This is a genomic window from Rhodococcus sp. BP-332 (assembly GCF_019836065.1).
GTDB lineage: Bacteria > Actinomycetota > Actinomycetes > Mycobacteriales > Mycobacteriaceae > Rhodococcoides.
Map to the genome: position 1 here is coordinate 535,730 of NZ_JABUEC010000002.1, position 24,042 is coordinate 559,771.

At 69.1% G+C, this 24,042-nt stretch carries 28 protein-coding genes; 5 read left to right on the forward strand and 23 right to left on the reverse strand.

Translation table 11 applies throughout. The features are described from left to right. Positions 1–51: 51 nt before the first annotated feature. Both hemL and HQ314_RS08145 read right to left on the reverse strand, forming a co-directional pair. On the reverse strand, positions 52–1,389 hold the full coding sequence (gene hemL / locus HQ314_RS08140) for a glutamate-1-semialdehyde 2,1-aminomutase (RefSeq protein ID WP_056441647.1): 1,338 nt from the start codon (positions 1,387–1,389) through the stop codon (positions 52–54). Between the two features lie 66 nt (positions 1,390–1,455). Continuing rightward, a complete protein-coding gene (locus HQ314_RS08145; protein WP_222649786.1) occupies positions 1,456–1,950 on the reverse strand; it encodes a GNAT family N-acetyltransferase in 495 nt (164 codons plus the stop codon). 96 nt (positions 1,951–2,046) lie between these two features. Here HQ314_RS08145 and HQ314_RS08150 point away from each other — a divergent pair, with 96 nt between their 5' ends. Both HQ314_RS08150 and HQ314_RS08155 read left to right on the forward strand, forming a co-directional pair. Further along, positions 2,047–2,301 (forward strand): hypothetical protein, encoded by a 255-nt coding sequence (locus HQ314_RS08150; RefSeq protein WP_056441640.1) that lies wholly within the window; start codon positions 2,047–2,049, stop codon positions 2,299–2,301. 42 nt (positions 2,302–2,343) lie between these two features. Then, positions 2,344–4,353: an acyl-CoA dehydrogenase gene (locus HQ314_RS08155; RefSeq protein ID WP_222649787.1), complete on the forward strand. Its 2,010-nt coding sequence runs from the start codon at positions 2,344–2,346 to the stop codon at positions 4,351–4,353. A gap of 95 nt (positions 4,354–4,448) precedes the next feature. On the opposite strand, the gene HQ314_RS08160 is transcribed toward HQ314_RS08155, so the two are convergent. From HQ314_RS08160 to HQ314_RS08220, 14 genes are all read right to left on the reverse strand, one after another. Further along, entirely contained in the window at positions 4,449–4,724 is a 276-nt protein-coding gene (locus HQ314_RS08160; protein ID WP_027504515.1) for a metal-sensitive transcriptional regulator, read from the reverse strand. Between the two features lie 36 nt (positions 4,725–4,760). Further along, positions 4,761–5,000 (reverse strand): hypothetical protein, encoded by a 240-nt coding sequence (locus HQ314_RS08165; RefSeq protein WP_156380452.1) that lies wholly within the window; start codon positions 4,998–5,000, stop codon positions 4,761–4,763. Further along, positions 4,997–5,494 carry a hypothetical protein gene (locus HQ314_RS08170; protein WP_027504513.1) on the reverse strand — a complete coding sequence of 166 codons (498 nt, stop codon included), beginning with the start codon at positions 5,492–5,494 and terminating at the stop codon, positions 4,997–4,999. The genes HQ314_RS08165 and HQ314_RS08170 overlap by 4 nt, the downstream gene beginning before the upstream one ends. Then, on the reverse strand, positions 5,491–5,958 hold the full coding sequence (locus HQ314_RS08175; RefSeq protein WP_051613085.1) for a hypothetical protein: 468 nt from the start codon (positions 5,956–5,958) through the stop codon (positions 5,491–5,493). Before HQ314_RS08175 ends, HQ314_RS08170 begins: the two co-directional genes overlap by 4 nt. A 52-nt stretch (positions 5,959–6,010) precedes the next feature. Beyond that, complete coding sequence (locus tag HQ314_RS08180) at positions 6,011–6,220, reverse strand: hypothetical protein (RefSeq protein ID WP_027504511.1); 210 nt, start codon at positions 6,218–6,220, stop codon at positions 6,011–6,013. A 57-nt stretch (positions 6,221–6,277) separates the two neighbouring features. Next, positions 6,278–6,415: a hypothetical protein gene (locus HQ314_RS08185; RefSeq protein WP_155956937.1), complete on the reverse strand. Its 138-nt coding sequence runs from the start codon at positions 6,413–6,415 to the stop codon at positions 6,278–6,280. 89 nt (positions 6,416–6,504) lie between these two features. Further along, entirely contained in the window at positions 6,505–7,188 is a 684-nt protein-coding gene (locus tag HQ314_RS08190; protein WP_222649788.1) for a DUF5336 domain-containing protein, read from the reverse strand. Further along, entirely contained in the window at positions 7,185–8,159 is a 975-nt protein-coding gene (gene hemB, locus HQ314_RS08195) for a porphobilinogen synthase (protein ID WP_222649789.1), read from the reverse strand. Before hemB ends, HQ314_RS08190 begins: the two co-directional genes overlap by 4 nt. A gap of 69 nt (positions 8,160–8,228) precedes the next feature. After that, entirely contained in the window at positions 8,229–9,791 is a 1,563-nt protein-coding gene (locus tag HQ314_RS08200; RefSeq protein ID WP_027504509.1) for a bifunctional uroporphyrinogen-III C-methyltransferase/uroporphyrinogen-III synthase, read from the reverse strand. Continuing rightward, complete coding sequence (locus tag HQ314_RS21290; protein WP_261781496.1) at positions 9,788–9,922, reverse strand: hypothetical protein; 135 nt, start codon at positions 9,920–9,922, stop codon at positions 9,788–9,790. The genes HQ314_RS08200 and HQ314_RS21290 overlap by 4 nt, the downstream gene beginning before the upstream one ends. Positions 9,923–9,989: 67 nt before the next feature. Further along, positions 9,990–10,988 (reverse strand): hydroxymethylbilane synthase, encoded by a 999-nt coding sequence (hemC, locus tag HQ314_RS08205; protein ID WP_027504508.1) that lies wholly within the window; start codon positions 10,986–10,988, stop codon positions 9,990–9,992. 29 nt (positions 10,989–11,017) lie between these two features. After that, complete coding sequence (locus tag HQ314_RS08210; RefSeq protein ID WP_056441625.1) at positions 11,018–12,412, reverse strand: glutamyl-tRNA reductase; 1,395 nt, start codon at positions 12,410–12,412, stop codon at positions 11,018–11,020. Continuing rightward, positions 12,409–13,290, reverse strand: a complete 882-nt coding sequence (locus tag HQ314_RS08215; RefSeq protein WP_037184687.1) for a redox-sensing transcriptional repressor Rex — start codon at positions 13,288–13,290, stop codon at positions 12,409–12,411. Before HQ314_RS08215 ends, HQ314_RS08210 begins: the two co-directional genes overlap by 4 nt. A gap of 200 nt (positions 13,291–13,490) precedes the next feature. After that, a complete protein-coding gene (locus HQ314_RS08220) occupies positions 13,491–13,751 on the reverse strand; it encodes a glutaredoxin family protein (protein WP_027504505.1) in 261 nt (86 codons plus the stop codon). A gap of 180 nt (positions 13,752–13,931) precedes the next feature. Between HQ314_RS08220 and HQ314_RS08225 the strand changes: the two genes are divergently transcribed. From HQ314_RS08225 to HQ314_RS08235, 3 genes are all read left to right on the forward strand, one after another. Further along, on the forward strand, positions 13,932–14,897 hold the full coding sequence (locus HQ314_RS08225; RefSeq protein ID WP_222631034.1) for an HAD family phosphatase: 966 nt from the start codon (positions 13,932–13,934) through the stop codon (positions 14,895–14,897). 50 nt (positions 14,898–14,947) lie between these two features. Then, entirely contained in the window at positions 14,948–16,444 is a 1,497-nt protein-coding gene (locus HQ314_RS08230) for a phytoene desaturase family protein (RefSeq protein WP_308119311.1), read from the forward strand. A gap of 371 nt (positions 16,445–16,815) precedes the next feature. After that, complete coding sequence (locus tag HQ314_RS08235; protein ID WP_222649791.1) at positions 16,816–18,372, forward strand: sensor domain-containing diguanylate cyclase; 1,557 nt, start codon at positions 16,816–16,818, stop codon at positions 18,370–18,372. A gap of 8 nt (positions 18,373–18,380) precedes the next feature. On the opposite strand, the gene HQ314_RS08240 is transcribed toward HQ314_RS08235, so the two are convergent. The 7 genes from HQ314_RS08240 to HQ314_RS08270 all read right to left on the reverse strand — a co-directional run bounded on the left by HQ314_RS08240 (position 18,381) and on the right by HQ314_RS08270 (position 23,953). Further along, positions 18,381–19,487, reverse strand: coding sequence for a lysophospholipid acyltransferase family protein (locus HQ314_RS08240; RefSeq protein ID WP_222649792.1), 1,107 nt, complete (start codon positions 19,485–19,487; stop codon positions 18,381–18,383). Beyond that, on the reverse strand, positions 19,484–20,596 hold the full coding sequence (locus HQ314_RS08245; RefSeq protein ID WP_261769952.1) for an NAD-dependent epimerase/dehydratase family protein: 1,113 nt from the start codon (positions 20,594–20,596) through the stop codon (positions 19,484–19,486). The genes HQ314_RS08240 and HQ314_RS08245 overlap by 4 nt, the downstream gene beginning before the upstream one ends. A 190-nt stretch (positions 20,597–20,786) precedes the next feature. Further along, on the reverse strand, positions 20,787–20,888 hold the full coding sequence (locus HQ314_RS08250; RefSeq protein ID WP_003402602.1) for a 30S ribosomal protein bS22: 102 nt from the start codon (positions 20,886–20,888) through the stop codon (positions 20,787–20,789). Between the two features lie 263 nt (positions 20,889–21,151). Continuing rightward, positions 21,152–21,397, reverse strand: coding sequence for a helix-turn-helix domain-containing protein (locus HQ314_RS08255; RefSeq protein WP_027504502.1), 246 nt, complete (start codon positions 21,395–21,397; stop codon positions 21,152–21,154). Between the two features lie 123 nt (positions 21,398–21,520). After that, entirely contained in the window at positions 21,521–22,336 is an 816-nt protein-coding gene (gene proC / locus HQ314_RS08260) for a pyrroline-5-carboxylate reductase (RefSeq protein ID WP_056441616.1), read from the reverse strand. Positions 22,337–22,397: 61 nt separating this feature from the next. Beyond that, the gene (locus tag HQ314_RS08265) at positions 22,398–23,249 is read right to left on the reverse strand and encodes a thioesterase family protein (RefSeq protein WP_222649793.1); all 852 of its coding nucleotides are present in this window, start codon (positions 23,247–23,249) and stop codon (positions 22,398–22,400) included. Continuing rightward, positions 23,246–23,953, reverse strand: a complete 708-nt coding sequence (locus tag HQ314_RS08270) for a MerR family transcriptional regulator (RefSeq protein ID WP_261781563.1) — start codon at positions 23,951–23,953, stop codon at positions 23,246–23,248. The genes HQ314_RS08265 and HQ314_RS08270 overlap by 4 nt, the downstream gene beginning before the upstream one ends. Positions 23,954–24,042: the final 89 nt, after the last annotated feature.

Here is a 24,042-nt window from a genome sequence, read left to right on the forward strand (position 1 = left end):
TGTCGATACCGGACGCGTCGCTGTTTGTCGGGTCGGTCGGGGACGACTCGGTCATGACGGTGCTTTCTGCTCGGCAGCGGCTGCTGCGGCGGCGGCGTGGGGAGCGGCCGCCTCGATGATCTCGAACGCGCGGTCGTCGAGCGCCGCGGAGACGAACCAGGCCTCGAACGCGCTCGGCGGCGGGTACACGCCGCGGCTCAGGAGCGCGTGGAAGAAGGCGGGGAAACGCCAGGTGGCGGCCGCCTTGGCGCCCGCGTAGTCGATCACCGGTTCCTCGGAGAAGAAGACGCTGACCATGTTGGCGGCGTACTGCACGCGGTGCGGGACGCCCGCCGCGGTGAGCGCGTCACCGAGGATGCCGCCCAGACGGGTGGAGTTCGCGTCGAGTGCCGCGTAGACGTCGGCGTCCGCCGCGCGCAGCGTCGCCAGACCCGCGGCGACGGCGACGGGGTTACCCGACAGGGTGCCGGCCTGGTAGACGGGGCCCGCGGGGGCGAGGTAGCTCATGATGTCGGACCGGCCACCGAACGCGGCCGCGGGCAGGCCGCCGCTCATGACCTTGCCGAAGGTGTAGAGGTCTCCGGCGATGCCGTCGACGCCGTACCACCCCGACGCGCTGACGCGGAAGCCTGTCATGACCTCGTCCATGATCAGCAGTGCGTCGTGCGCACGGGTCAGACGCTGCAGACCCTCGTTGAAGCCGGGCTGCGGCGCCACCGCACCCATGTTGCCCGCCGCGGCCTCGGTGATGACGCACGCGATCTGACCCGGGTGGTCGGCGAACGCCTTCGCGACCGCATCGAGGTCGTTGTAGGGAACGACGATGGTGTCGGCCGCCTGCGCACCCGTCACACCGGGCGACGTCGGCAGCCCGAGGGTGGCGACGCCCGAGCCGGCGTCGGCGAGCAGGGCGTCGACATGGCCGTGGTAGCAGCCGGAGAACTTGACGATCTTGCTGCGACCGGTGAACCCGCGGGCCAGACGCACCGCACTCATGGTCGCCTCTGTGCCCGAATTCACCAGGCGCACCTCGTCGACGGGATCGACGCGGCGCACGATCTCCTCCGCCAACTCGATCTCGCCGAGCGTGGGAGCGCCGAAGGACAGTCCCGTGGAGGCCGCCTTCTGCACCGCCTCGACCACGGCCGGGTGGGCATGACCGAGAATCATCGGTCCCCACGAGGAGATGAGGTCGACGTAGTTGTTGCCGTCGGCGTCGCGCAGGGTGTATCCGCTGGCCTCGGCCATGAACCGCGGGGTTCCGCCCACGGAGTGGAAGGCCCGCACGGGCGAGTTCACGCCACCGGGGATGACGGCGGACGCGCGTGCGAAGAGTTCTGCGGATCGGGCGGTGGGGACGCCGGTGTCGGTTCCGCTCGAAGGAGTCACGCCCTCCAGTGTTTCACAGGACGCGGAGTGCTCTTTCTGATAAGGAGCAGTCTCACACCGGCTGTCTCACGCCTCGATCAGGAGCTGCATCCAGGTCAGGTCGAGCCACCGCCCGAACTTGACGCCGACCTGCGGCATGACACCCACCACCGTGAAGCCGAACTTCGCGTGCAGGGCGATCGAGGTGGTGTTCGAGGACTCGATTCCCGCGACGATCGCGTGGACGTCCCCACGGCGGGAGCGCTCGATCAGTTCCGCCATCAACGCGGTCGCGACGCCGCGCCGATGGAAGCCGTCGGCGACGTACACGGAGTTCTCGACGGTGTGCCGGTAGCCGGACTTCGGACGGAACGGCCCGTAGGACGCGTAGCCCGCGACCCGCCCGTCGATCTCGGCGGTGAGGATCGGCAGGCCGGCGCCGGTGCGCTGGTCGAACCAGGCCTGCCGGTCCGCGAGTCCCACCTGCTCCTCGTCCCAGATCGCGGTCGTGTCCGCGATGGCGGCGTTGTGCACGGTGAGGATCTCGGGCAGGTCGGCGGGCACGGCGTCGCGAATCAGCACAGCGACACGGTAGTCGGCTGCAGGGAGGCACGATCGACGAGAATCGACTTGGTCGAAAGTGTTAAATCTGTGTTACACCGGGCATATCCTTCTGCCATGACGGCACCACACGAGCCCGACCGGCACCCGGGATCCCGACTGGCCTGGCCGGAGGGGTTCCGCGAGCACCTCGTCGAGCAGTGCGACGGCTTCAGCTCGATCATGTCGCGCGCCATTGCGGACAACGGCGCCTCGCTCTTCCGCGACGGCCCCTACGCCCCGTCGACCCCGCAGGCTGCGTCGATGGACGCCACGAGTGTGATGTTTCGCAAGATTCGCGCGGTGTGGCGTGAATTTCTGTGGCCGCGCTGACAAGTCCCTCCCGGGCACCTCGAGTTTTGGTTACCGTCGAGTATGACCACTACCGAGACCGGCACCACTGACACCGGCACGTCCTTCGACAACGCTGCTCAGCTGGCGAATCACCTGCGCAGGACTCTCGACGGACGGTGGCGCGACGTACGGAACCAGACGCGCGAGCAGCTCGCGCGTCACGAGTTCGCACCGCACTACACACCCAACACCGCGATCGCGCGGACCAAGGCCTTCGAGCAGTTGCGTGTGCTCGCCGCGGCCGGCGCCGCCGAGTCCGGCTTCGCCAAGGAAGTCGGCGGCACGGGCGACATCGGCGCCGCCGTCACGATGATCGAGATGCTCGCCATGTCGGATCTGTCACTCATGGTGAAAGCCGGCGTGCAGTGGGGCCTCTTCGGTGGCGCGATCGAGAACCTCGGCACCGAAAAGCATCACAAGGAGTTCATCAAGCCCCTGATCGATCTCGAGACGCTCGGCTGTTTCGCGATGTCGGAGACCGGCCACGGCAGCGACGTGCAGTCCATCGGCACCACCGCGACGTACGACCGCGAGACGCAGGAATTCGTGATCCACACGCCGGACAAGTCCTCGCGCAAGGACTACATCGGCGGCGCCGCCGAGTCGGCGAAGTACGCCGCCGTGTTCGCGCAGCTGATCACCGCCGGACCGGGTGAGGAGCCCGAGAGCAAGGGCGTGCACTGCTTCGTCGTCCAGATCCGCGACGAGAACTTCGGCAGCGACCTCCCCGGCGTCACCACGTTCGACATCGGCTACAAGGGCGGCCTGCCCGGCGTGGACAACGGCCGCATCATGTTCGACCACGTTCGCATCCCGCGCGAGAACATGCTCAACAAGATCGCGGACGTCGCGGCCGACGGCAGCTACTCCTCGGACATCGACAACCCGAACCGGCGCTTCTTCACCATGCTGGGCACCCTCATCCGCGGCCGCATCACCGTGGGCGGTTCGGCGGGCGCCGCGGCGCGCGTCGCGCTGACCATCGCGACGAAGTACGCGCTGCAGCGCAAGCAGTTCAGCGCGCCCGGGACCGACGACGAGGTCACGATCATGGACTACCTCGTCCACCAGCGTCGGCTGTTCCCGCTCATCGCCAAGTCGTACGCGCTGCAGTTCGCGCAGAACGAGCTCGTCTCGAAGATGCACGACATCCAGAGCGCCGAGGATCCCGACGCCACCGAGCAGCGGGAACTCGAGTCGCGCGCGGCCGGCCTGAAGGCAGCGAACACCTGGCACGCGACGAAGGCGATCCAGGAGTCCCGCGAGGCCTGCGGCGGCGCGGGCTACCTCGCGGAGAACCGACTCATCGCGCTCAAGGCGGACTCGGACGTCTTCACCACCTTCGAGGGCGACAACGTGGTGCTCACGCAGCTCGTCGCGAAGGAGCTGCTCACCGCGTACGCCCACGAGGTCCGCTCGTTCGGTGCGGCCGACTGGGTGAAGTTCGCCGCCGGCACGGTCGGCGACGTGGTGAAGAAGCGCACGGCGGCGGCGCCCATCATCCAGACCCTCGTCGACTCGCGTCAGGACAACGAGGAGGAGGGCAGCCTCTTCAACCGCGGCACCCAGATCTCGATGTTCGAGGAGCGCGAGGAGTACCTCATCTCCACGGCCGCGAAGCGTCTGAACGGGTTGTCCAAGAAGATGAGCCAGTTCGACGCGTTCAACGCGGTGCAGGACCACATCCTGCACGCGGCCACAGCGCACATCGATCGCGTGGTGCTCGAGGCGTTCGTCGCCGGCATCGACAACTGCGAGGACGACGACGCCAAGGAACTGCTCGGCGAGGTGTGCGACCTCTACGCGCTCACCACGATCGACGCCGACAAGGCCTGGTTCATCGAGCACCGCTACATCTCCACTGAGCGGTCGAAGGCCGTCACGCGCGGGATCAACGAGCGCTGCCGCACGCTGCGCCCGCACGCCCACACGCTGATCGACGCGTTCGGCGTTCCCGAGGCGCTGCTCGGTGCGGCGATGCTCGCCGACGACGAGCCGAGTGAAGTGAAGGAATCCGTCACCGCCGACTAGGCCGGCACCCCTTCGGCCCCCTCGCGAGTACGCCCAGGATGTCGTGATTCAGTGCTCCACAACGACACTATGGGCGTACTCGCCGGGGGCGGGGCTCAGGAACGGACGAGGCGAGCGATCGCCTCGGACGCCTCCCTGACCTTCGCGTCCGCTTCGGGTCCGCCCTCGCGGGCCGCGTCCACGACGCAGCCCGCGAGGTGGGCGTCCAGCAACTTCAGCGACACGGACTGCAGCGCCTTGGTGACGGCCGAGACCTGCGTCAGCACGTCGATGCAGTACCGGTCGTCGGCCACCATGCGAGAGATGCCGGCCACCTGTCCCTCGATGCGGCGCAGGCGCTTGAGGAGGTCGTCCTGATCGAAACTGCTCATGCGTCCAGAGTACCCCCAGGGGGTAACGGGTAGAGGTCAGCGCCGCCGCACGACGCGCATCACCAGGTACACCGCGACGGCCGCCGCGACCACGGAGAGAGCCGCCCAGGGCCCCGCGACACGGGTCGAGTCGTACGTGACCGAGAACCCCTCGAACGACGACGTGGTGGGGAACTGCTCGGTCACGGTGGTCGTGGTCCTCGACTGCACCCACAGCACCACGGCCACGACGGCGAGGACGACCGCGACCACCACCGGAGCGAACCGGCGCATCACGCGTCGGGCTCCGCGTCGGTGGCGGGCGCCACGAGTGCGAGCAGTTCCTCGCGGAGCGTCTCGTCGTCCTTCGCCCAGGCCTGGACCAGGCCGTTGCCCCGCAGCTTCAGGCCGACGCCGGTCCGCTTGCGCGGCACCCCGGACAGCTCCCCCAGCACTCGCGCGGCCTGCCACTTCTCCAGGGTGTTCCCGTTGGCGTCGTAGTCGGGCTCCGGGTACACCTCGAGGATGTCCGCGATGGCGACGTTCTCCGTGCCCTGGCTCAGCGTCGTCGGCGTCAGGATCACCGTGGCGTGCCGACGGGCGGCCACGATCTGCACGTAGGTGAAGGCCATGAGAACCAGTGCGATCACGACGAGCGCCACGTAGTGCACGACGGGTCCCGTGTAGATCTCGACGCCGAGAGCGATGAGACAGAAGATCGGCCCCCAGGCCAGGGCGCGCCACTTCGCGCCGTACTCGGCGAAGATCACCGGTTCGGTCTCGTCGCTCACGGGGCCTCCGGTGCCGCGAACCACGGCGCAGCGGACGGTCGGTACACGAGGACGCAGGCCACGAAGAAGAGGATCGCCCCGAGCGTCGCCAACAGGGGCACGATGGCGAAGCCGACGGTCACCGAGCCCAGAAGCACCAGCCCGAAGACGATCGACAGGACCGTCAGTGCCCGGCGGAACCGCGGATCGCCGCGTCGACACGCGGGCCCCGCGAGGAATCCGATGGCCAGTCCGACGATGATCTCGAGGACACCGACCGTGCGCAGCACCGTGATGACGCTCTCCACGGCATCCGGCTCGCCCCCGGTCTCGGTCAGCTGGGTCCGCAGCGAGTCGGCCGGGAACGTCAGAGAGATGAGGCCGAGCAGCACGACGAGGACGGCCCCGAGAACCCACACGGCGAACGCGACGGTGACGATCCGGGGACGGGCGGGCGACGCGGGCTCGGGCTTCTCGACGTTCACTCGACCATCCTGCCAAGACGCCTCCACACGGTGGAGTCCAGGCGTCTCTCGATCAGGTGAGGACGGCCGGCAGAAGCACTGCGGCAGCCATGAGGATGCCCGTGATCAGCACGATGGCGAGCAACCACAACTCACGTCGGCCACTGCTGCACTCGACGGTCTGCATACGAGTGCGAGGCGCCGTGGAACCGGCGGAGGTGGAGGAGAAATCGGCGGGCAACACTGTCTCCGTACTGATCAGAATGCTTGTGACAGTGGTCACGATACACCGATCGATGTTTGACGCAAAAAGACAGCCTGACCAGGCAGGACGGGCGTCTCAGGCGCCCGAGAAGCCGCTGGCGACGACGAGGACGACCACCACCACGGCAGACGTCAGGAGCAGCAGGGCGAACACCTCGGCGAGAGGGTTGCGGCGGTCGTTGGCGTCGTGCCCGACCGTCTGTCGTGGGGTCATGAAGATCCTCCGATCAGGGTGTGTCCGATCGTCAGAACCATAACGCCACTTCTGTAACTCAGGTCACATCTGTCACGGCGTGTCGCAGGTCAGCGCGGTGATCTCCGGGAGAGGAAGTACTCCGACGACTCGCGTCGATGCATCAGGTACACCGCACCCGCGGCCGCGACGGCCTGCAGGATCCCGAGCACCGCGGTGACCAGGGCGATCGCGCCTCCGGAACCGAGGCCGAACAGCGTGGGAATCGTGGTGACGACGATGACCACGCCGATCGCCGTGAGAACCGCGCGCGCCCAGAGCTTCCCGGCCCGCATCTTCCGCACCACCAGCAGGACGAGCCCAGCGATCAGCACCCCGACGATCAACGACAACACCATGGCCACGACGAGCACGGTGTCCGCGGTCTCGGGCGGCAGTGCCAACGACGGGTCCTGCGCCTCGAGGTCCGTCAGGAACGCGTCGAGAAAGGCGTCACGATCGGTGAACAGGGAGTAGAGCCCGATGAGCATCGAGAGCAGACCGATGCCGATCACGCCGAACCACAGGTGGCGCGCCGTCTCGATGTCGACCGGCGCCTCGCTGTTCTCCGGTGACCGCATCGGCTGCATCGCACTCGGGGGCAGACCCTCGGGGTGCCAGTTACCCTGCGGCTGCTGACCCCACTGCGGCTTCTGACCCCACTGCGGCTGCTGACCCCACTGCGGCTGACCCTGCGGATCGTGGGGGTCGTGGCGAGGGTCCTCCGGGTTGCCGCCCGGGCGCTGGTCGTTCACAGCCGCGTCGCGATCTCGGTGGCCCAGTAGGTGAGGACGATGTCGGCGCCGGCTCGGCGAATACTGGTGACGGACTCCATGATCGCCGCGTCGCGGTCGATCCACCCGTTCTGCGCGGCGGCGGTGATCATCGCGTACTCCCCCGAGATCTGATAGGCGGCGACGGGCACGGGCGACGCGTCGGCCACGTCGCGCAGGATGTCGAGGTAGCTCATCGCGGGCTTCACCATCACCATGTCGGCACCCTCGGCGATGTCGAGGTCGAGTTCGCGCATCGACTCGCGCCGATTGGCCGAATCCTGCTGATAGGTCCGGCGATCGCCGCGCAACGTCGACCCGACGGCCTCGCGGAACGGGCCGTAGAAAGCCGACGCGTACTTCGCCGTGTAGGCCAGCTGGCTCACGTCGGCGAATCCGGCGGTGTCGAGGCCCTCGCGGATCGCGCCGATCTGCCCGTCCATCATGCCGCTCGGGCCGAGCAGGTGAGCGCCCGATTCCGCCTGCGCCACAGCCATGTCCACGTAGCGCACCAGCGTCGCGTCGTTGTCGACGCTGCCGTCCGCGGCGAGGACGCCGCAGTGACCGTGGTCGGTGAACTCGTCGAGGCACGTGTCCGCCATCAGGACGGTGCTGTCGCCGAGGTCGTCCCGGAGCCGACGCAGACCTGTGTTCAGGATGCCGCCGGGATCCGAGGCCATCGACCCCTGTCCGTCCTTGTCCTCCGGACGCGGAACCCCGAAGAGCATCAGACCGCCGACTCCGGCCCGCACGGCCTCGTCGGCAGCGGCTGACAGCGAGTCCAGGGTGTGCTGGACGACGCCCGGCATGGAGCTGATCTCGCGCGGGGCATCGAGGCCGTCGGCCACGAACATCGGCAGCACCAGGTGCCGCGGTTCGAGCGACGTCTCCGCCACCAACCGGCGGATGGCTGGGGTACGACGCAGTCGCCGGGGACGGTCTACGGGGAACACGGAACCCTCACTTCGTTCGGCCGTGCGCCCTTTGCGTATCCCTGGATGCGCAAAGGGCGCACGGGCGGGTCAGCGCCTACGAGACTTCTTGCGCGGAGGCGGCAGTGCACCCTCGGCGCGCAGTCGTGCAGCGTGCTCGGCCAGTGCCTCGACCAGCGGTCCGACCTGAGCCGTCTCGGGCTGCACGTCGACACGCAGGCCGAACTCGACGGCCGTCTCGGCGGTCTTCGGTCCGATGCACGCCACGAGGGTGCGCGCGTGCGGCTTGCCGGCGATGCCGACGAGGTTGCGCACGGTGGAGCTCGACGTGAAGCACACGGCGTCGAAGCCGCCGGTCTTGATCATCTCGCGGGTCTCGGCGGCCGGCGGCGCAGCGCGCACCGTGCGGTACGCGGTGACGTCGTCGATCTCCCAGCCGCGCTCGCGGAGGCCCTCGGCGAGAGTCTCGGTCGCGATGTCGGCGCGCGGCAGCAGGACACGGTTGACGGGGTCGAAGACCTCGTCGTACGGCGGGAAGTCCTCGAGCAGCCCGGTGGAACTCTGCTCGCCGGACGGGACGAGCTCGGGGTTGATGCCGAACGAGCGGACCTTCTCGGCCGTCGCTTCGCCGACGCAGGCGATCTTGACGCCGGAGAACGCGCGAGCGTCGAGTCCGAACTCCTCGAACTTCTCCCACACCGCGCGCACCGCGTTGGTGGAGGTGAAGACGACCCACTGGTAGCGGCCGTCCACGAGTCCCTTGACCGAGCGCTCCATCTGCGCGGGGCTGCGCGGCGGCTCGACGGCGATGGTCGGCACCTCGATGGGGATGGCGCCGTGCGTCACCAGACGCTCGCTCATCTCGCCGGCCTGGTCCTTGGTGCGCGGCACGAGGACGGTCCAGCCGTACAGCGCGCGGCTCTCCCACCAGGACATCCGGCTACGCTGCGAGACGACCTTGCCGACCGTGACGATGAGTGATCCCACGAGCTCGGATCCCGCGTCGTTCAGCGTCGCGAGGGTCGCCTCGACGGTGCGCTGCTGACGCGTCGTACCGCGGACGGTGATGGCGACAGGCGTCTGCGGGGCCAGGCCGTGCTCGACGAGCGCACTGGCGGTCTCGGCGAGGTGGCCGGACGTCGCGTGCAGGACGAGCGGTCCGGGTGCCGCGGCGAGCGACGCCCAGTCGACGTCGCCCCGGACGTCTGCCTCGGTGTGCTCGGAGCCCAGTGCCATGCCGGCGTAGCTCGGCACCGCGGACCCCGCGGGAAGGCCGGGAACGACCTCGAACTGCACCTGGGTCCGCGCCACGGCGGTGACCTCGGCGATGACGGAGTCGGTGGTCAGCGGATCACCCGAGACGAGCCGCACCACGTCGTGGCCGTTCTTCGCCTCGGCGACCAGCGTCTTGGCCACCTCGGCGGGCTCGCCGAGCGCCGGACGCACGTCCACGCCGTTCTCGCCCGTCTCGGCGTCGGCCGGGACTGCGGTGCCCACCAGGGCGATGACACCCTTGTCGACGTCGGGATCGGTGAAGGCCATCTCGGCGATCGCCAGCGCGTCCCTCGCCCGGACGGTGAGCAGGGCCGGGTCGCCCGGTCCGGAGCCCACGAACAGGATCCGTCCCGGGGTGTTCTTGCGGACTCGGCTCATGATTCGTTCTCCAGTGCAGTCTGTTCCGCGTACTTGTCGCGGAAGCGGATCTCGATCTCGGTGGCGGGACCCCGCTTGGGGATCAACCGCGATGTGGCGATGCGCTCGTACCGTCCCGGACGGGGTGTCACGCGTCGCCCGGGCAGGCCGCCACGTCTGTGTCGGCTCGAGGTCCCGACGACGCTCAGCGCCCTTTGCTCACGCATCGATCGACTCGCCTTTCTCGGTACCGCCCGGTCTCTGGGTCGAGGCGGCGGTGGACGAACTGGAGGGCTCGGTGACGGCGACCAGGTCTCGGGCGCCGAGTTCGAGAAGTTCACGGGCGACACGGCGGCCGATGCCGTCGGCGTCGTCGACGGGCCCCACTGCGGAGGCTCGGATCACGTCGGAGCCGTCCACCGCGGCGGCGCAGCCGCGCAGGGACAGTTCCTCGAAGACTCGGCCGTCCTCGTCGATGGACTCGACGACCTCGGCGATGGCCCCGACCGGAGCGGTGCAGCCGGCCTCGAGCTCGGCGAGCAGGGCCCGCTCCGCCGTCACCGAGGCGCGGGCCGCGGGATCGTCGAGGGTCGCGAGCACGGAAGCCAGATCGTGGTCGTCGGAGCGGCACTCCACTGCGAGTGCCCCCTGAGCGGGAGCCGGCAGGAACTGCACCGGCTCGAGAGCCTCGGTGACGACGTCCAGACGGTCGATCCGCGCCAGTCCGGCACGGGCCACGACGACGGCGTCGAGCTCACCCTTGGTGACCTTGCCGATGCGGGTGTCGAGGTTGCCACGCAGGGGCTGCACGTCCAGGCCGAGGCCGAGTGCGCGCAGCTGGGCGATACGCCGCGGTGCGGACGTGCCGACGGTGGAACCGGCGGGCAGTTCGCCGAGCACCAGTCCGTCGCGCGCCACCAGGGCGTCACGCGCGTCCTCGCGCTGCGGGATCGCGCCGATGGTGAAACGCTCGTCCTCCGCCGTCGGAAGATCCTTGTAGGAGTGCACGGCGACGTCGATGGTCTTGTCCGCCAATGCTTCCCGGAGGGCGGCGGTGAAGACGCCCACGCCGATCTCCTGCACCGGTGCGGCCGACTTGTCGCCCGCGGTGGTCACGACGACCAGCTCGGTGCGGACACCGGCGGCCGTGATGGCAGCGCGGACGGTCTCGGCCTGCGTCGTGGCGAGCAGGCTGCCGCGGGTACCGATACGCACCACGCGATCACCCAGCGCAGCGGCGTTCGCGATCATTCCGTACCCCGCTCGTGGGAGAGGGTGAAGTCGTCCGCGAGGGCGGCGGTGGGATTGTCCGTGTCGACGGCGGTGGCGACCTCCATCGGCGACGCGACGGCCTGAACCGTGCTCGGCGAGAGCTCGAAGAGCTCCCGGAGCGCCTCGGCGTAGGAGTCGCCGCCCGGCGTGGTGGCCAGCTGCTTCACGCGCACGGTGGGCGCGTGCAGCAGCTTGTCGACGACGCGGCGCACGGTGCGGGCCACCTCGTCGCGCTGCGGGTCGGCCAGATCGGGCAGTCGTGAGTCGAGCCGCATGAGCTCCGACTCGACGACCTCGGCGGCCCGCTGACGCAGCGCCGTGACGGTCGGGGTGACCTCGGCGAGGCGCTGTCCGGACAGGTAGGAGGCGAGCTCGGCGGCCACGATGTCGCGGGCCGCACGCTCGTCGGACGCCGCGGCGCCGGCCGCGGGATCGTGCTGCAGCGACTCCATGTCCAGGACGGTCACGCCGGGCAGGCCGGCGACGGCGTGCTCGACGTCGCGAGGCAGGCCCAGGTCGCAGATCACCAGCGGGCGAGCCTGCGTGTCGCGCTGGGCGAGCGCACGATGGGCGTCGGCGATGGTCACGACGGCACCCACCGCACCGGTACAGGTGACGAGGATGTCGGCGTCCGCCACCGTCGCGGAGAGCTGGTCGAGTGTGATCGCGAACGACGTCACGCCGCCCGCGGCCGCGGTCTCGGACAGGTGCTGCGCGCGGCTCTGGGTGCGGTTGGCGACCGCGATGCTGCCGATGCCGGTGCGCGTCAGATGAGCGACGGAGAGACCGCCCATCGCGCCGGCGCCGAGCACGACGGCCTTCTTGCCCGCGAGACCACCGAGCACGTCGGAGGCGCGATCGAGCGCGACGGAGACCACGGAGGCTCCCGCCTTGTCGATGCCCGTCTCGGAGTGGACCTTCTTGCCCACGCGCAGCGCCTGCTGCGCCAGCTCGTGGAGCGCGCGGCCCGATGCCTGCTGAGCGTCCGACGCTGCGTAGGCGGCACGGATCTGCCCGAGGATCTGCTGCTCACCGATCACCATCGAGTCGAGTCCGCCGGCGACGGCGAACAGGTGCTCGGCCGCGGCCTCGCTGTAGCGCACGTAGGCGTACTTCGTGAGCTCGGCGAGCTCGAGACCGGAGTGCTCGGACAACAGTGCACCGAGATCGGTCAGGGCGCCGTGGAAGGCGTCGACCACCGCGTACACCTCGACGCGGTTGCACGTCGAGACGATCATGACCTCGGAGACATGCGGCGACATCATGATCTCGTCGGTCAGTTTCGGGCGTTCCGTGTCGCTGACGGCGATACGTTCGAGCACCGAGACGGGAGCGCTTCGATGCGAAATCCCGAGGAGAAGGACACTCACGGTGCTATCACCGATCCGTTTCTACTAGCGGGGGTGACCGTCCGGGGATCACGACAGACCGGGCGGGCGGGACGGATGCGCGGTGCCTTGTGGGCGTTCGCGAACGAGAGGACCTGCAGCTCCACGGCGAGATCGACGCGGCGGAGATCGACGTGCGGGGGGGTCACCGGATCGGTGGACGCGAAACTGAGGATGCAGTCGATGTCGGCCTCGACGAGGGCGTCGACGGCGGACTGGGCGGCAGCGTCCGGCGTGGCGACGACGCCGACGGTGGCGCCGAGCTCGGCGGCGACCTCGACCAGCCGATCGACGTGCAGAACGGTGAGCTGCGAGTAACCGTCGTCGGCGTTGCCGACGGTGATCTCGCGGCCCACGACGGCCGGATCGCTGTCGAACAGGGCGACCATCGTGAAACCGCGACGACTGAACCCGTCGTACCCGACCAGTGCGGTGCCGAGGTTGCCGGTGCCCACCAGCACGACGCGGTGACCGCGATCCAGACCGAGCGCCAGCTCGATGCGCGCCCGCAGGCGAGCGACGTCGTATCCCACTCCGCGAACACCCATCGGGCCGAGGAACGAGAGGTCCTTGCGCAGCGTGGCCGAACCGACCCCGGCGGCCGTCGCGAGGTCCTCGCTCGAGACGATCATCACTCGGGTGTCGGTCAGCGAACTCAGTACCCGGAGATACCCCGCGAATCGGGTGACCGTAGCCTGGGGCACAGCGCGAGAGACCGCACCACCGTCACGAGACACAGCACCACCGTCGCGGCCGGAGTCGGACACCGCGCCGGAGCGCGCGATACCGACGCCGGGCAGGCGGCGTTGTGAGGTCACGTCGAAGGCTCCTCGTCCGACGGCACGCCTGATGACAGGCATGCGGTCTCCACGGTCATCCGAGGATCGGCGGGCCACGCACAGGACCGTGGTACCTGTGACGCAGGGTTCGTCGCCGACCCCTTTCTTCTCTCCACGGTAACCTCTCGTGGAGGGATGAACAAAGTCGCCGACCCGTGTAGTACGATCCCGCGCCCGGTGATCCGACGGCCGCGCGCACCGACGGTGACGAGCGGCCCGGGTCAGTTCTCCAGATCGCGCCGCAGCCGGGGCACGTCGACGTCCCAGTAGCTGTGTTCGCGGCCGTCCAGCAGCACCACCGGCAGCCGGTCCCCGTACTCCGCCCGCAGGTCAGGGTCCTGCGCGGCCACCGCGTCGACGTCGACCGACTCGCAGGCCACGCCGTACTCCGCACACAGGGGAACGAGCACGCGCAGCGCGGCGTCGCACGCCCCGCATCCGGCGCGTGTCAGCAACGTCACGGTGCGTACCGGGCTGGTCATGAGTCGAGTGTCTCACCGCCTCGCGCACGCGGTTAGGGTGGATCGGCAGGACCGGGACGGCCCGCGCCCGTGGGACGACCGGTCGAGGTGGGGAGGTGCACCGTGCCCGATCAGCATGATCCGGACGACGCACATGCTGCTGTCACGCCCGATTCGGAACTCACCGAGTCGCCCGAGGTGATGGACGAGTCGCGGGAACGTCGACTCGTCGACCCGGAGGCGGCCGAGAAGCAGGTCCGTCGACGGATCCGCAATCCCCTCGGCCCCACCGCCGCCCAGATCCGCGCCAAGCTCGCCGGCGAGGCGAGCGCCGATGCCGCCATCGCGCTGCAGGCCGAGAGCGCCGAGGCCGCCGACGACCACGTCAGTACGGTTCCGCGTGATCTCACTGCCGCCGCGTTCTTCGACGTCGACAACACGATGGTGCAGGGCGCGTCGATCATCCACTTCGCCCGCGGGCTCGCGGCCCGCAAGTACTTCACGTCCAAGGACGTCTCCGAGTTCGCCTGGCAGCAGATCAAGTTCCGCGTGTCCGGCAAGGAGAACCTGGGCGACGTCAGCACCGGCCGCGAGAAGGCACTGTCCTTCGTCGAGGGCCGCTCGACCGCGGAGATCGTGCGGCTCGGCGAGGAGATCTTCGACGAGATCATCGCCGACCGCATCTGGGCCGGCACCCGTGCTCTCGCGCAGATGCACCTCGACGCCGGCCAGCAGGTGTGGCTCGTCACCGCCACCCCGGTGGAGCTGGCGTCCATCATCGCCAAACGCCTCGGCCTGACCGGCGCGTTGGGCACCGTCGCCGAGAGCAAGGACGGCGTCTTCACCGGGCGCCTCGTCGGCGACATCCTGCACGGTCGCGGCAAGGCCCACGCCGTGCGGACCCTCGCCGTGCGCGAGGGCCTCGACCTGCGACGCTGCACCGCCTACTCCGACAGCCACAACGACGTACCGATGCTGTCCCTCGTCGGGACGGCCGTCGCGGTCAATCCCGACGCGGACCTGCGCGAGCTCGCGAAGAACCGCGGGTGGGAGATCCGCGACTTCCGGACCGGCCGCAAGGCCGCCAAGATCGGCGTCCCCACCGCTCTCGCACTCGGTGCCGTCGGCGGCGGCGTCGCCGCGGTGCTCGGCCGACGCAACGTATGAACCGACCGGCCTCCGGCCTACCCGCCACCCGACCGGCCTCCGGCCTACCTGTGAGAGCAGTCGTCATCGGTGCGGGTGTCGGCGGACTCGCCACCGCCGCCCGCCTGGCCCACCGCGGTGTCGAGACCGTCGTGCTCGAGCAGTCGCACGATCTGGGCGGGAAGCTCGGCATCGTCCGGCGGGACGGCTTCTCGTTCGACACCGGGCCGTCACTGGTCACCATGCCGCACGTGTTCGACGATCTCTTCACGCAGACCGGTGGGCCGTCGGACCTCACGTTCGACCGGCTCCCGGTCGCGTGTCGCTACCGCTTTCCCGACGGCACCGAGCTGGACATGCCCGGTCGCGCGGAGGAGATCCCCGCCGCTCTGGACTCGGCGCTCGGAGCCGGTGCCGGTGCGCAGTGGTCCCGGTTCTCCGAGCGTGCCGAGCAGATCTGGGACGCCACCCACGAGGCGTTCCTCGCATCGCCCATCGGCCCCCGCGAACTGGTGTCGCTGTCGCGACGGGTGGGCGACCTCCGCACCATCAGCCCGTGGTCATCGTTGCGTGATCTGGGTCGGCAGTACCTCACCGATCCGCGGCTCGCGATGATGCTCGACCGCTACGCCACCTACACCGGCTCGGATCCGCGGCGCGCCCCGGCGGCCCTCGCCACGGTGCCCCACGTCGAGCAGCGCTGGGGATCGTGGCACGTTCCCGGTGGGCTGCACCGCATCGCCGAGGCCATCGCCGACCGCGCGACATCGCTCGGAGCGGAGATCCGCACGGGTGTCACGGTGACCGGCGTGCGCGTCGAGAACGGACGCACCACCGGCGTCGACACCACACACGGACCCGTCGCGGCCGACATCGTCGTCGCGAACGCCGATGCCGAGCAGGTCTACCGGTCTCTGGTTCCCGCCACGCGGCGCACCGCGCTCGCCCGGCGGCGCCTCGACGCGACCACCGCGAGCCTGTCCGGCTTCGTGATCCTGCTGGCTCTGCGGGGCCGCGACGCCGACACCCCGCACCACCGGGTGCTGTTCCCGGACGACTACGACGCCGAGTTCGACGCCGTCTTCGGCACCCGCACGCGGCCGGCGCACCCCGCCGACGCCCCGACCGTCTACGTCAGCGCCCCCGACGATCCGGCTCTGCGCCCGGACGACGACACCGAGGCCTGGTTCGTCCTGGTGAACGCCGCGCGACACGGCACCGGTTCCTCGGCACTGGTCGACTGGGACGCTCCCGAACTGTCGGAGGGCTACGCCGACCGCATCCTCGACGTCATGGCGGCGCGCGGAGTGGACGTGCGCGAGCGGGTGCTGTGGCGGGAGATCATCTCGCCGGCAGATCTGATGCGCCGCACCATGACTCCGGGCGGGTCCATCTACGGAACGTCGTCCAACGGGGCGACGGCCGCGTTCCTGCGCCCGGCCAATCGCTCGCCGATCCCCGGCCTGTTCCTGGTCGGTGGATCGTCGCACCCCGGCGGTGGACTCCCGCTGGTGACGCTCTCGGCACAGATCGTCGACGAGCTGATCGCCGACGTCACCGGGCTCTAGTCTGCGACAACGCGCGCAGAGCACTCAATTCTCCCCGAGAGTCGCACACGTATGATTCGTCACGGGTGGTGGTGACGCACACGTGCGGCAGAGGACTTCCGATCGTGAACACACACGAGGAATTCCGGGCGGCCACCCGGCACGACGAGAGGCGTCGAGTGATGTCGAGAACGGCGCACCACAGTTCCACGGACACCGAGCCCACACCGGACAGCCGTACGACCGAGTCCGGACACCCGCTCCGAGGAGACCTCACAGCTCTTCTCCTTACCGCACGCGGCCGCCTGCCCACGACAGATTACGGAATCGTCCTCCAGGATCCGTCGGGCGCAATCGTGGCGTGGACACCACCGGCCGAGGAGATCCTGAACATGACCGGGGACCAGATGCTCGGTCGTACCTCTGTCGATCCCCTCTGGTCGACCATCTCCGGAGATGGTGAACCCTTGCTCGGCGAGAATCACCCCGCGATGACCGTTCTGCGTACTCGCACACCCGTCACGGGGACCTTGATGGGAGTCCGCCGGGGCCGCAGTGCACATCTGGACTACGTGTGGATGATCATCGACAGCTACCCGGTGGACGTGCCCGGTCTGCCTCCGAGTGCGATCACGTGTTTCCACGTGGTGGAGGACGAGCAGACCGACCGCCTCCGTCTCCAGCATTCCGAGCGCATGTTCCGGCTCATCACGGAGCGTCTGCACGAGGTCGTCGGACTTCACGGCCTCGACTCCACCTGGCTGTGGGCGTCGCCGTCCACGGTCGAGGTCTTCGGCTACACCCCAGATGAGCTGATTGGCCTCAGCACCTTCGATCTCATTCTGCCGAGTCATCTGGACGCCGCGCGATCAGCGCTCGCCTCGATCCTGGACCGCCTGGGACCGGTGACCATCACGTTGCCCGTCCGACATCGGTCAGGATCGACGCGGTGGGTCGAGGTGATCGGGCAGCTCATCTGCGATCCTGCTGGGCGCCCCTATCAGGTGCAGTCGTCGTTCCGCGACGTCACCGACCGCGTCACTGCGCAGACCGAGCGGGATGCCGCGGTCGAGGTGTTCACGTCCATCCTTCGAACATCCCCGACAGGGATGATGCTCGTGGACGCCACCGGACGCATCACCCTGGCGAACGATGCCCTCCGCCGTCTGCTGGGAGCGCCGGAGGATTCCCGGATGACCGACATGGACATACTCGAGCTGGTTCACCCCGACTCGCGCGATCACGTCCTCTCCGAGCGCGCGGCCATCGCTGCAGACGGACATCAATCGATGAGGTATCAGGCGATGTGGAGCCTCCGGGCACAGACTGCCACCATCTGGATCGAATCGGTGACAGTTCCGATTCGTGACGGCGACGGCACCCTGAGCGCTGTACTCGAGCAGATCACCGACATCACAGCGGAGAAGTCCGCGGTGGCCGAACTTCGACGACGTGCGACTCGGGACGCCGTGACGGGACTACTGAATCGGGACACCTTCCTGGTATCGGTGGACGATGCCATCCACGCGAGTGTGGATGACGACTCACACGTGGCCATGATCTTCGTCGATGTCGACCACTTCAAGGCCATCAACGACACGTGGGGACACCACATCGGTGACGCAGCACTGCGCTCCATTGCCGACCGTCTCTCCGAGGCGGTGGGGGAACGTGGATGGATCGCGCGATACGGCGGTGACGAGTTCGCGGTAGCTCACCCTGCTGCACACGACGAGGTCGGTGCTGTGGTCGACACGGTGTCGGCGGTGTTCGACACACCGTTCACCCTGAGCTGCGACCTGACTCTCGAGATCTCGGCCAGCATCGGTCTCGCGCACGAGCGGACGGACGACGCCACCGAACTCGTGCGCGAAGCGGACAGGGCGATGTACCTGGTCAAACAACGCCGGCATGACAGCACGCGAACGCAAGACGACCTCGGACGCTGACGGAGCGGTCAGCCGAGGAAGACGTTCCGGCGACGGGTCAGCAGCCGGTAGAGCGTCTGCTGGATCGTCTCGCGCACGCGGTCGGTGACCTCGAACAGTTCCATCGGGTCGTCGGCGGCGGACGGCTCGTAAGACGTGGTCTCGATGGGCTCGCCGAACTCGATGTACCACTTCGACGGCAGCGGGACGAGACCCAGCGGACCGAAGTGCGGGAACAGCGGCGTGACCGGGAAGTACGGCATGCCGAGGACGCGTGCGAGCGTCGTCAGGTCACCGATCTTCGGGTAGATCTCCTCGGACCCGACGATCGAGCACGGGATGATGGGCGTCTGGGTGCGCAGCGCGGCGGAGACGAAGCCACCGCGGCCGAAGCGCTGCAGCTTGTAGCGCTCACTGAACGGCTTGCCGATGCCCTTGAACCCTTCCGGGAACACCGCCACGACCTCGCCGCCACGCAGTAGTCGCTCGGCGTCGGGTTGGCAGGCCAGGGTGTGGCCGGCGCGGCGCGCGATGCTGCCGACCAGCGGGGTCTCGAACGCGAGGTCCGCGGCGAGCATGCGCAGCGCGCGGTGCTGCGGGTGGTGATCCCGCATGGCGACCGAGGCCATGAGTCCGTCGATCGGGATGACACCCGCGTGGTTCGAGACCACCAGGGCGCCGCCCTCGGCGGGCACGTTCTCGATCCCGCGCACCTCGACGCGGAACCACTTCTCGAACAGCGGTCGCAACGCCGGAAGCCAGACGGAATCGGCGAAGTGGGGATCGTAACCGAACTCGTCGACCTCGTAGTCGCCCGACAGGCGCGTCCGCAGGAAGTCCGCTCCCCCGGCGACACGGTCGACGAGCGCACGCCGTACCGACTCGACGGCCGACGGGAACTCGCCGACGTCCGGCGTCGCATGCGGTGCTGCCGTCTCGGGCACGACCAGAGGCGTCGGCGCCTCGACACTCGGCACCATCGAGGGCGAGGGCGACGGGGACGCGTAGGACGAGGGGTGCCGACCGCGGACGTCCGCCGGGTCGCTGCCGGCGCGTGGCCCACCGTCGGGCGTGGACTGCCGGAGGCGATCGAACGACTTACCGTGCAGCGGAATCACTTTGGCCACGTCGGTCACCTTCCCGCTCCGGCCGGCAACGACACGGGCGACGGGTGCACCCCGGAGGTTGCACCGCCCAACAGTCCGATGACGCGGTTCTCGATCGCGTCGACCCATTCACGCCGAATCACGGGCGTCAGCGCGACTCCGCGCACGAAGTCGTCGAACGCCTGCACGGTGGTCCACCGTGGGGTGAATCCGAGGACGTTCTTCATCCTGGTGGTGTCCACCCCGCATCCGAAGTTGAAGTAGTCGAGCTGCTCCGCCGAGAAGTCGCGCATCAGCGATCCCATCACCGCCTTGCCGGTGGTGCGGAACAGGGCCATGGGCACCGGCAGCTCCACGCGGCCGGCTCGGCGGATGGCCTGCGACAGCATGATGATGCCGTCGGCCGCGATGTTGAAGGTGCCCGCGGGGCCGGCCAACGTGGCGCGTTCGAGTGCGGAGAGTGCGTCCTCCTCGTGCAGCAACTGCATGCGCGCATCGCGACCGAGGATCGACGGTGTGACCGGCGAGGTGAGGTAGCGCGAGACGGATCCGTTCAACCGGGGTCCGATCATGGGGGCGTTGCGCAGGATGCTGACGTCGATGTCCGGACGACGACGGCCCAGCCCACGGGCGTAGCCCTCGGTCTCGATGGCGTCGCGGGCGAAGCCGCCCTGCGGACGTGACCGCGCGCCCATCTCCTCGGTGAACTGCGCCGGATCCTTCGCACTGCAGCCGTACACCGCCGTCGACGAGCGCAGCACCACGTGCCGCACCGTCGGCGACTTCTGGCAGACGGCGAACAGCTGCATCGCCCCGAGCACGTTGAGGTCCTTCATCACCGTGCGGCCACCGCCGCTGGGCGGCCGGGACAGCAGCGACGCGTGCACGACGGTGTCGACGCCCGCGCTGCGGATGACCTTGCCGATCAACGGGTTACGGATGTCCGCCCGCACGAATTCGGCGCGACCCATCCGCCGGATCATGTCCTTGGTGGGTGCCACGGCATCGACGGCGACGACCCGCTCGATCGACGGGTTCTGCGCCAGTCGCATGGTGAGGTATCCGCCCAGGAATCGGCTCGCTCCCGTGACGAGCACGACGCGTGGAGCGTCGCGCCCGGTGTCGTCAGAGCTCACCAGACCCCCTCGGTTTCTCCCGTGGCCACCGCTCGCGCGGCGCCGCACACGCCATGGTGTCACGAACCCCGCGTGCGCGCTCCGGCACGAGAAGAACCGGCACGCGACACCCGCGGGACCGGATACGACAACGCCCGCGAGGACGGTCGAAACTCGATCCTCACGGGCGGAAGTCGTCGCGATCCCTAGCGGATCACTTACCCAATTTCCTGCGCTGAACGCGGGTGCGGCGAAGCAGCTTGCGGTGCTTCTTCTTCGACATGCGCTTGCGACGCTTCTTGATCACTGAACCCATGCGGGTGTCCTCGCGTTCTTTCGTCTCTGTACAGCTGCACTGCTGATACCGCTGCTGGTGCTGTTCGGTCGTCGGCGGACACGGCAGTGACGGGACTGCGCGCTCACGCGACTCAGCCCCATCATACCCAGCTCACACGACCACCCTCGACCGGCCTCCGCAGCAGCGGCGCACGCCCGAACCGTCCGATTCCGGTGAACCGTGCCGATGCCCTTCCCCGGACATGCACCGTTCCACGTGGAACAGACGGGACGAGGCGTGCGTCAGCCTGCGTCGAAGTAGGACGTCTCCAGGTAGTCGTGCACCGCCTTCGCATGCACTCGGAACGAACGGCCCACACGAACGGCGGGCAGCTCGCCACCGTGCACCAGGCGGTACACGGTCATCTTGGACACCCTCATCAGTGAGGCAACTTCTGCCACCGTGAGGAACTGGGTTCCGGCCACAGCCGGTTGGCCGTCGTGGGACGAGCTCTTGCTCGACCCGGACGGCTTGTTGACGGATTCCATAAATCCACATACCTCCGGCACGCCCGCGCTGCCGGCTTCCCCTCCGGCAGAACAGACACGCACGTGCTGCAGCGAGCTTAGCGGGACTCGAGTGACAAAAGCGACGGGTGGGGGGACCAATATTTATTCGACCGGTGAACCGAGAGCCGTTCCCCGCGCCTTGGCGGCGTCGATCGCGTCGAGAAGCGCAGCTCGGAAGCCCTTTCGCTCCAGCTGGGCGATGGCCGCCGCCGTGGTGCCGCCGGGAGACGTCACACCGGCGCGGAGCTCCTGCGGTGACTCGTCCGAGCGATCGAGCATCGCCGCGGAGCCCACCATCGTCTGGACGACCAGTGTCGTGGCGGTGTCGCGAGGCAGTCCGAGACCCACGGCGGCGTCGATCATGGCCTCGGCCATGAGGAAGAAGTAGGCGGGTCCGGATCCGGAGACGGCGGTGACCGCGTCGATCTTGTCCTCGGACACGACGGCCGTCTTCCCGACGGTGCCGAGCAGCTTGCGCACCGTCTCGATGTGCTCCGAGCGGGCATGGCGGCCGGGGGCCAGCACGCTCATCGCCTCGCCCACCAACATCGGGGTGTTGGGCATGACACGGACGATCGGGATGCCCGCGGGCAGCTTCGGCTCGTAGCGCGACGCGGTGACGCCGGCGGCCATCGTGACGATGATCTGCTCGCGCTCCCCGTTGAGCTCGGCCTTGGACATCTGGGTGATCACCGAGTCCACGTCGTCGGGCTTCACCGCGACGACGATGACGTCGGCGCCCTCGATCGCGTCGATCACGCTGGTGGTCCGGATGCCGAACTGGGTGGCCACCGCGTCCGCGCGTGCCGGGTACTTCTCCGCCAGCACCACGTTGCCGGTGGGCAACCCGCCCTCGATCAGTCCTGCGATCAACGCCTCACCGATCCGGCCGCCGCCGATCACCGCAATTCTCGTCATGCGCTCAGCGTGCCATGCCGCGGGTGGCGATCGGCAGGGTGTCGCGGTCCCTCGGTCGGGCTCAGGTCGCGAGCGGCACCATCGCCAGCTGTCGGCTCTGCACCACCACGGCACCGGTGGAGTCGACGATGGTGTGGTCCTCCTCGAACCAGGAACCGCCGAGCACGGTGCTCGACGACTTCACGCGCAGCCAGCCGGGTGCCGGGGTGTGACGCAGGTACGTCGTGAGCTGGACCGTCGGAGCCCAGCCGAAGAGGCCGCGATTCATCGTCACGGGCGGGCAGATGTCGCCGGCCATGATGGCGAACAGCGCCGCGGTGACGGGATCGTTCTCGTCGTCGGGCCGCGGCCGGACCCACATGCGGATCTCCGCCGACCCCTGCGCGCCGGTCAGGAAGTGCGCGGCGGTGGGATCGAGACGCATGTCGCAGCCCGTGGCGACGTGGACGACGTCCGCCATCGGGTGACCGGGCGCCACTCGAGCGGCCGAGTCCGGCGGCTCGACGGCCATGTCGAGGACCGACGCCAGGGACGACTCGTGCTCCTGGTGGACGGGCGCTCCGTTGTCCGGCGTGCCGAGCGTGACCACGCTCCGCACCGCGGGACGACCGTTCTGCAGCAACACCGCGTCGACGTGCACCACGCGCCGACCACGCTTGAGCACCGTCGTCTCGACCGTCACCGGGCCGGGATCGGGCGCCGCGAGGTAGCTGGCGCTGACTGCGAGCGGAGTGAGCTCGATCGGGTCGTCGTCCAGCGCGAGACGCTGAGTGGCGGCCGCGGCACAGACACTCATCATGGCGCCGCCGTGCACCTTGGGGCCGATGGTCCACGTCGGGTCGATGCTGCCCTCGAACAGATCCGTGTCGGTGCGATCGAGTGTGGTGAGGGTGCGGAACGGGGCGTCGGTCACTGGTCGCTCGAATCTGTCGTCGGGTGGGGCCGGTCGGGAAGGCCGGAGGCCGGCCGGGTGAGTCGGTCGGGAAGGCCGGTCGGGGCGAAGTGCTGCTGGGCGAGATCGTGGTGCGCGAGGCGGCGCAGGGCGGTGACCACCGGTTCGTAGAGCACCGTCCCGAGGACGGCGAAGCGCACGGCGGCGCGTGGCTCTGTGTGGTCGAGCACCCGCGCCCACTCCCCCTCCGCGATCACGCGGACGGCACGGGCGTATGCGACGACGTCGTCGTCGGAGAGCGGAACGCCCGCAGCGTCGGCGGCGGCGAGCGAGTGGTCGAGCTGACGAGCCGCAGAACTGTCGGTCGGGAGATCGGCGGCGGCGTGGCCGAGCCGTTCCAGGATCCGCGACGTACGCGGCGCCGGACCCGGGTCGACTCCGTCGTGCCCCGCGTCGTCGAGGTAGGGCGGGAGCGCACCGAGTGCCCGGCTCATCGCGGGATGGACGTCGCCGGTCGCCTCGTCGAGGGCCGCGAGCACCGTCCTGATCCGTCCGAGTGGAAGGGAGGCGCCGGTCAGGGCCTTGATCAACCGGAGGCGATCCAGGTGCTCGTCGGTGTACTCGGACACCGTCGCCGCGCCGACCCCGGGCATGAGGAGCCCTTCGCGGAGGTAGAACTTGATCGTGGGTCGCGGGACCCCGGATCGTTCGACCAGCTCGGACATGCGCACCGGTCGAACTCTAGACCACAGTGGATAGTGCCACTATCCCAGGTGCGAACTTCCGAGGGTGCGGGCTTCAGAGGTGCGGACTT

Coding starts and splice junctions, on each gene's coding strand:
- HQ314_RS08150 (WP_056441640.1), top strand. CDS start 2,047: ATGACGGCACCACACGAGCCCGACCGGCACCCGGGATCCCGACTGGCC.
- HQ314_RS08155 (WP_222649787.1), top strand. CDS start 2,344: ATGACCACTACCGAGACCGGCACCACTGACACCGGCACGTCCTTCGAC.
- HQ314_RS08160 (WP_027504515.1), bottom strand. CDS start 4,724: ATGAGCAGTTTCGATCAGGACGACCTCCTCAAGCGCCTGCGCCGCATC.
- HQ314_RS08185 (WP_155956937.1), bottom strand. CDS start 6,415: ATGACCCCACGACAGACGGTCGGGCACGACGCCAACGACCGCCGCAAC.
- HQ314_RS08200 (WP_027504509.1), bottom strand. CDS start 9,791: ATGAGCCGAGTCCGCAAGAACACCCCGGGACGGATCCTGTTCGTGGGC.
- HQ314_RS08215 (WP_037184687.1), bottom strand. CDS start 13,290: ATGCCTGTCATCAGGCGTGCCGTCGGACGAGGAGCCTTCGACGTGACC.
- HQ314_RS08220 (WP_027504505.1), bottom strand. CDS start 13,751: ATGACCAGCCCGGTACGCACCGTGACGTTGCTGACACGCGCCGGATGC.
- HQ314_RS08225 (WP_222631034.1), top strand. CDS start 13,932: ATGGACGAGTCGCGGGAACGTCGACTCGTCGACCCGGAGGCGGCCGAG.
- HQ314_RS08235 (WP_222649791.1), top strand. CDS start 16,816: ATGACCGGGGACCAGATGCTCGGTCGTACCTCTGTCGATCCCCTCTGG.
- HQ314_RS08250 (WP_003402602.1), bottom strand. CDS start 20,888: ATGGGTTCAGTGATCAAGAAGCGTCGCAAGCGCATGTCGAAGAAGAAG.
- HQ314_RS08255 (WP_027504502.1), bottom strand. CDS start 21,397: ATGGAATCCGTCAACAAGCCGTCCGGGTCGAGCAAGAGCTCGTCCCAC.
- proC (WP_056441616.1), bottom strand. CDS start 22,336: ATGACGAGAATTGCGGTGATCGGCGGCGGCCGGATCGGTGAGGCGTTG.
- HQ314_RS08270 (WP_261781563.1), bottom strand. CDS start 23,953: ATGTCCGAGCTGGTCGAACGATCCGGGGTCCCGCGACCCACGATCAAG.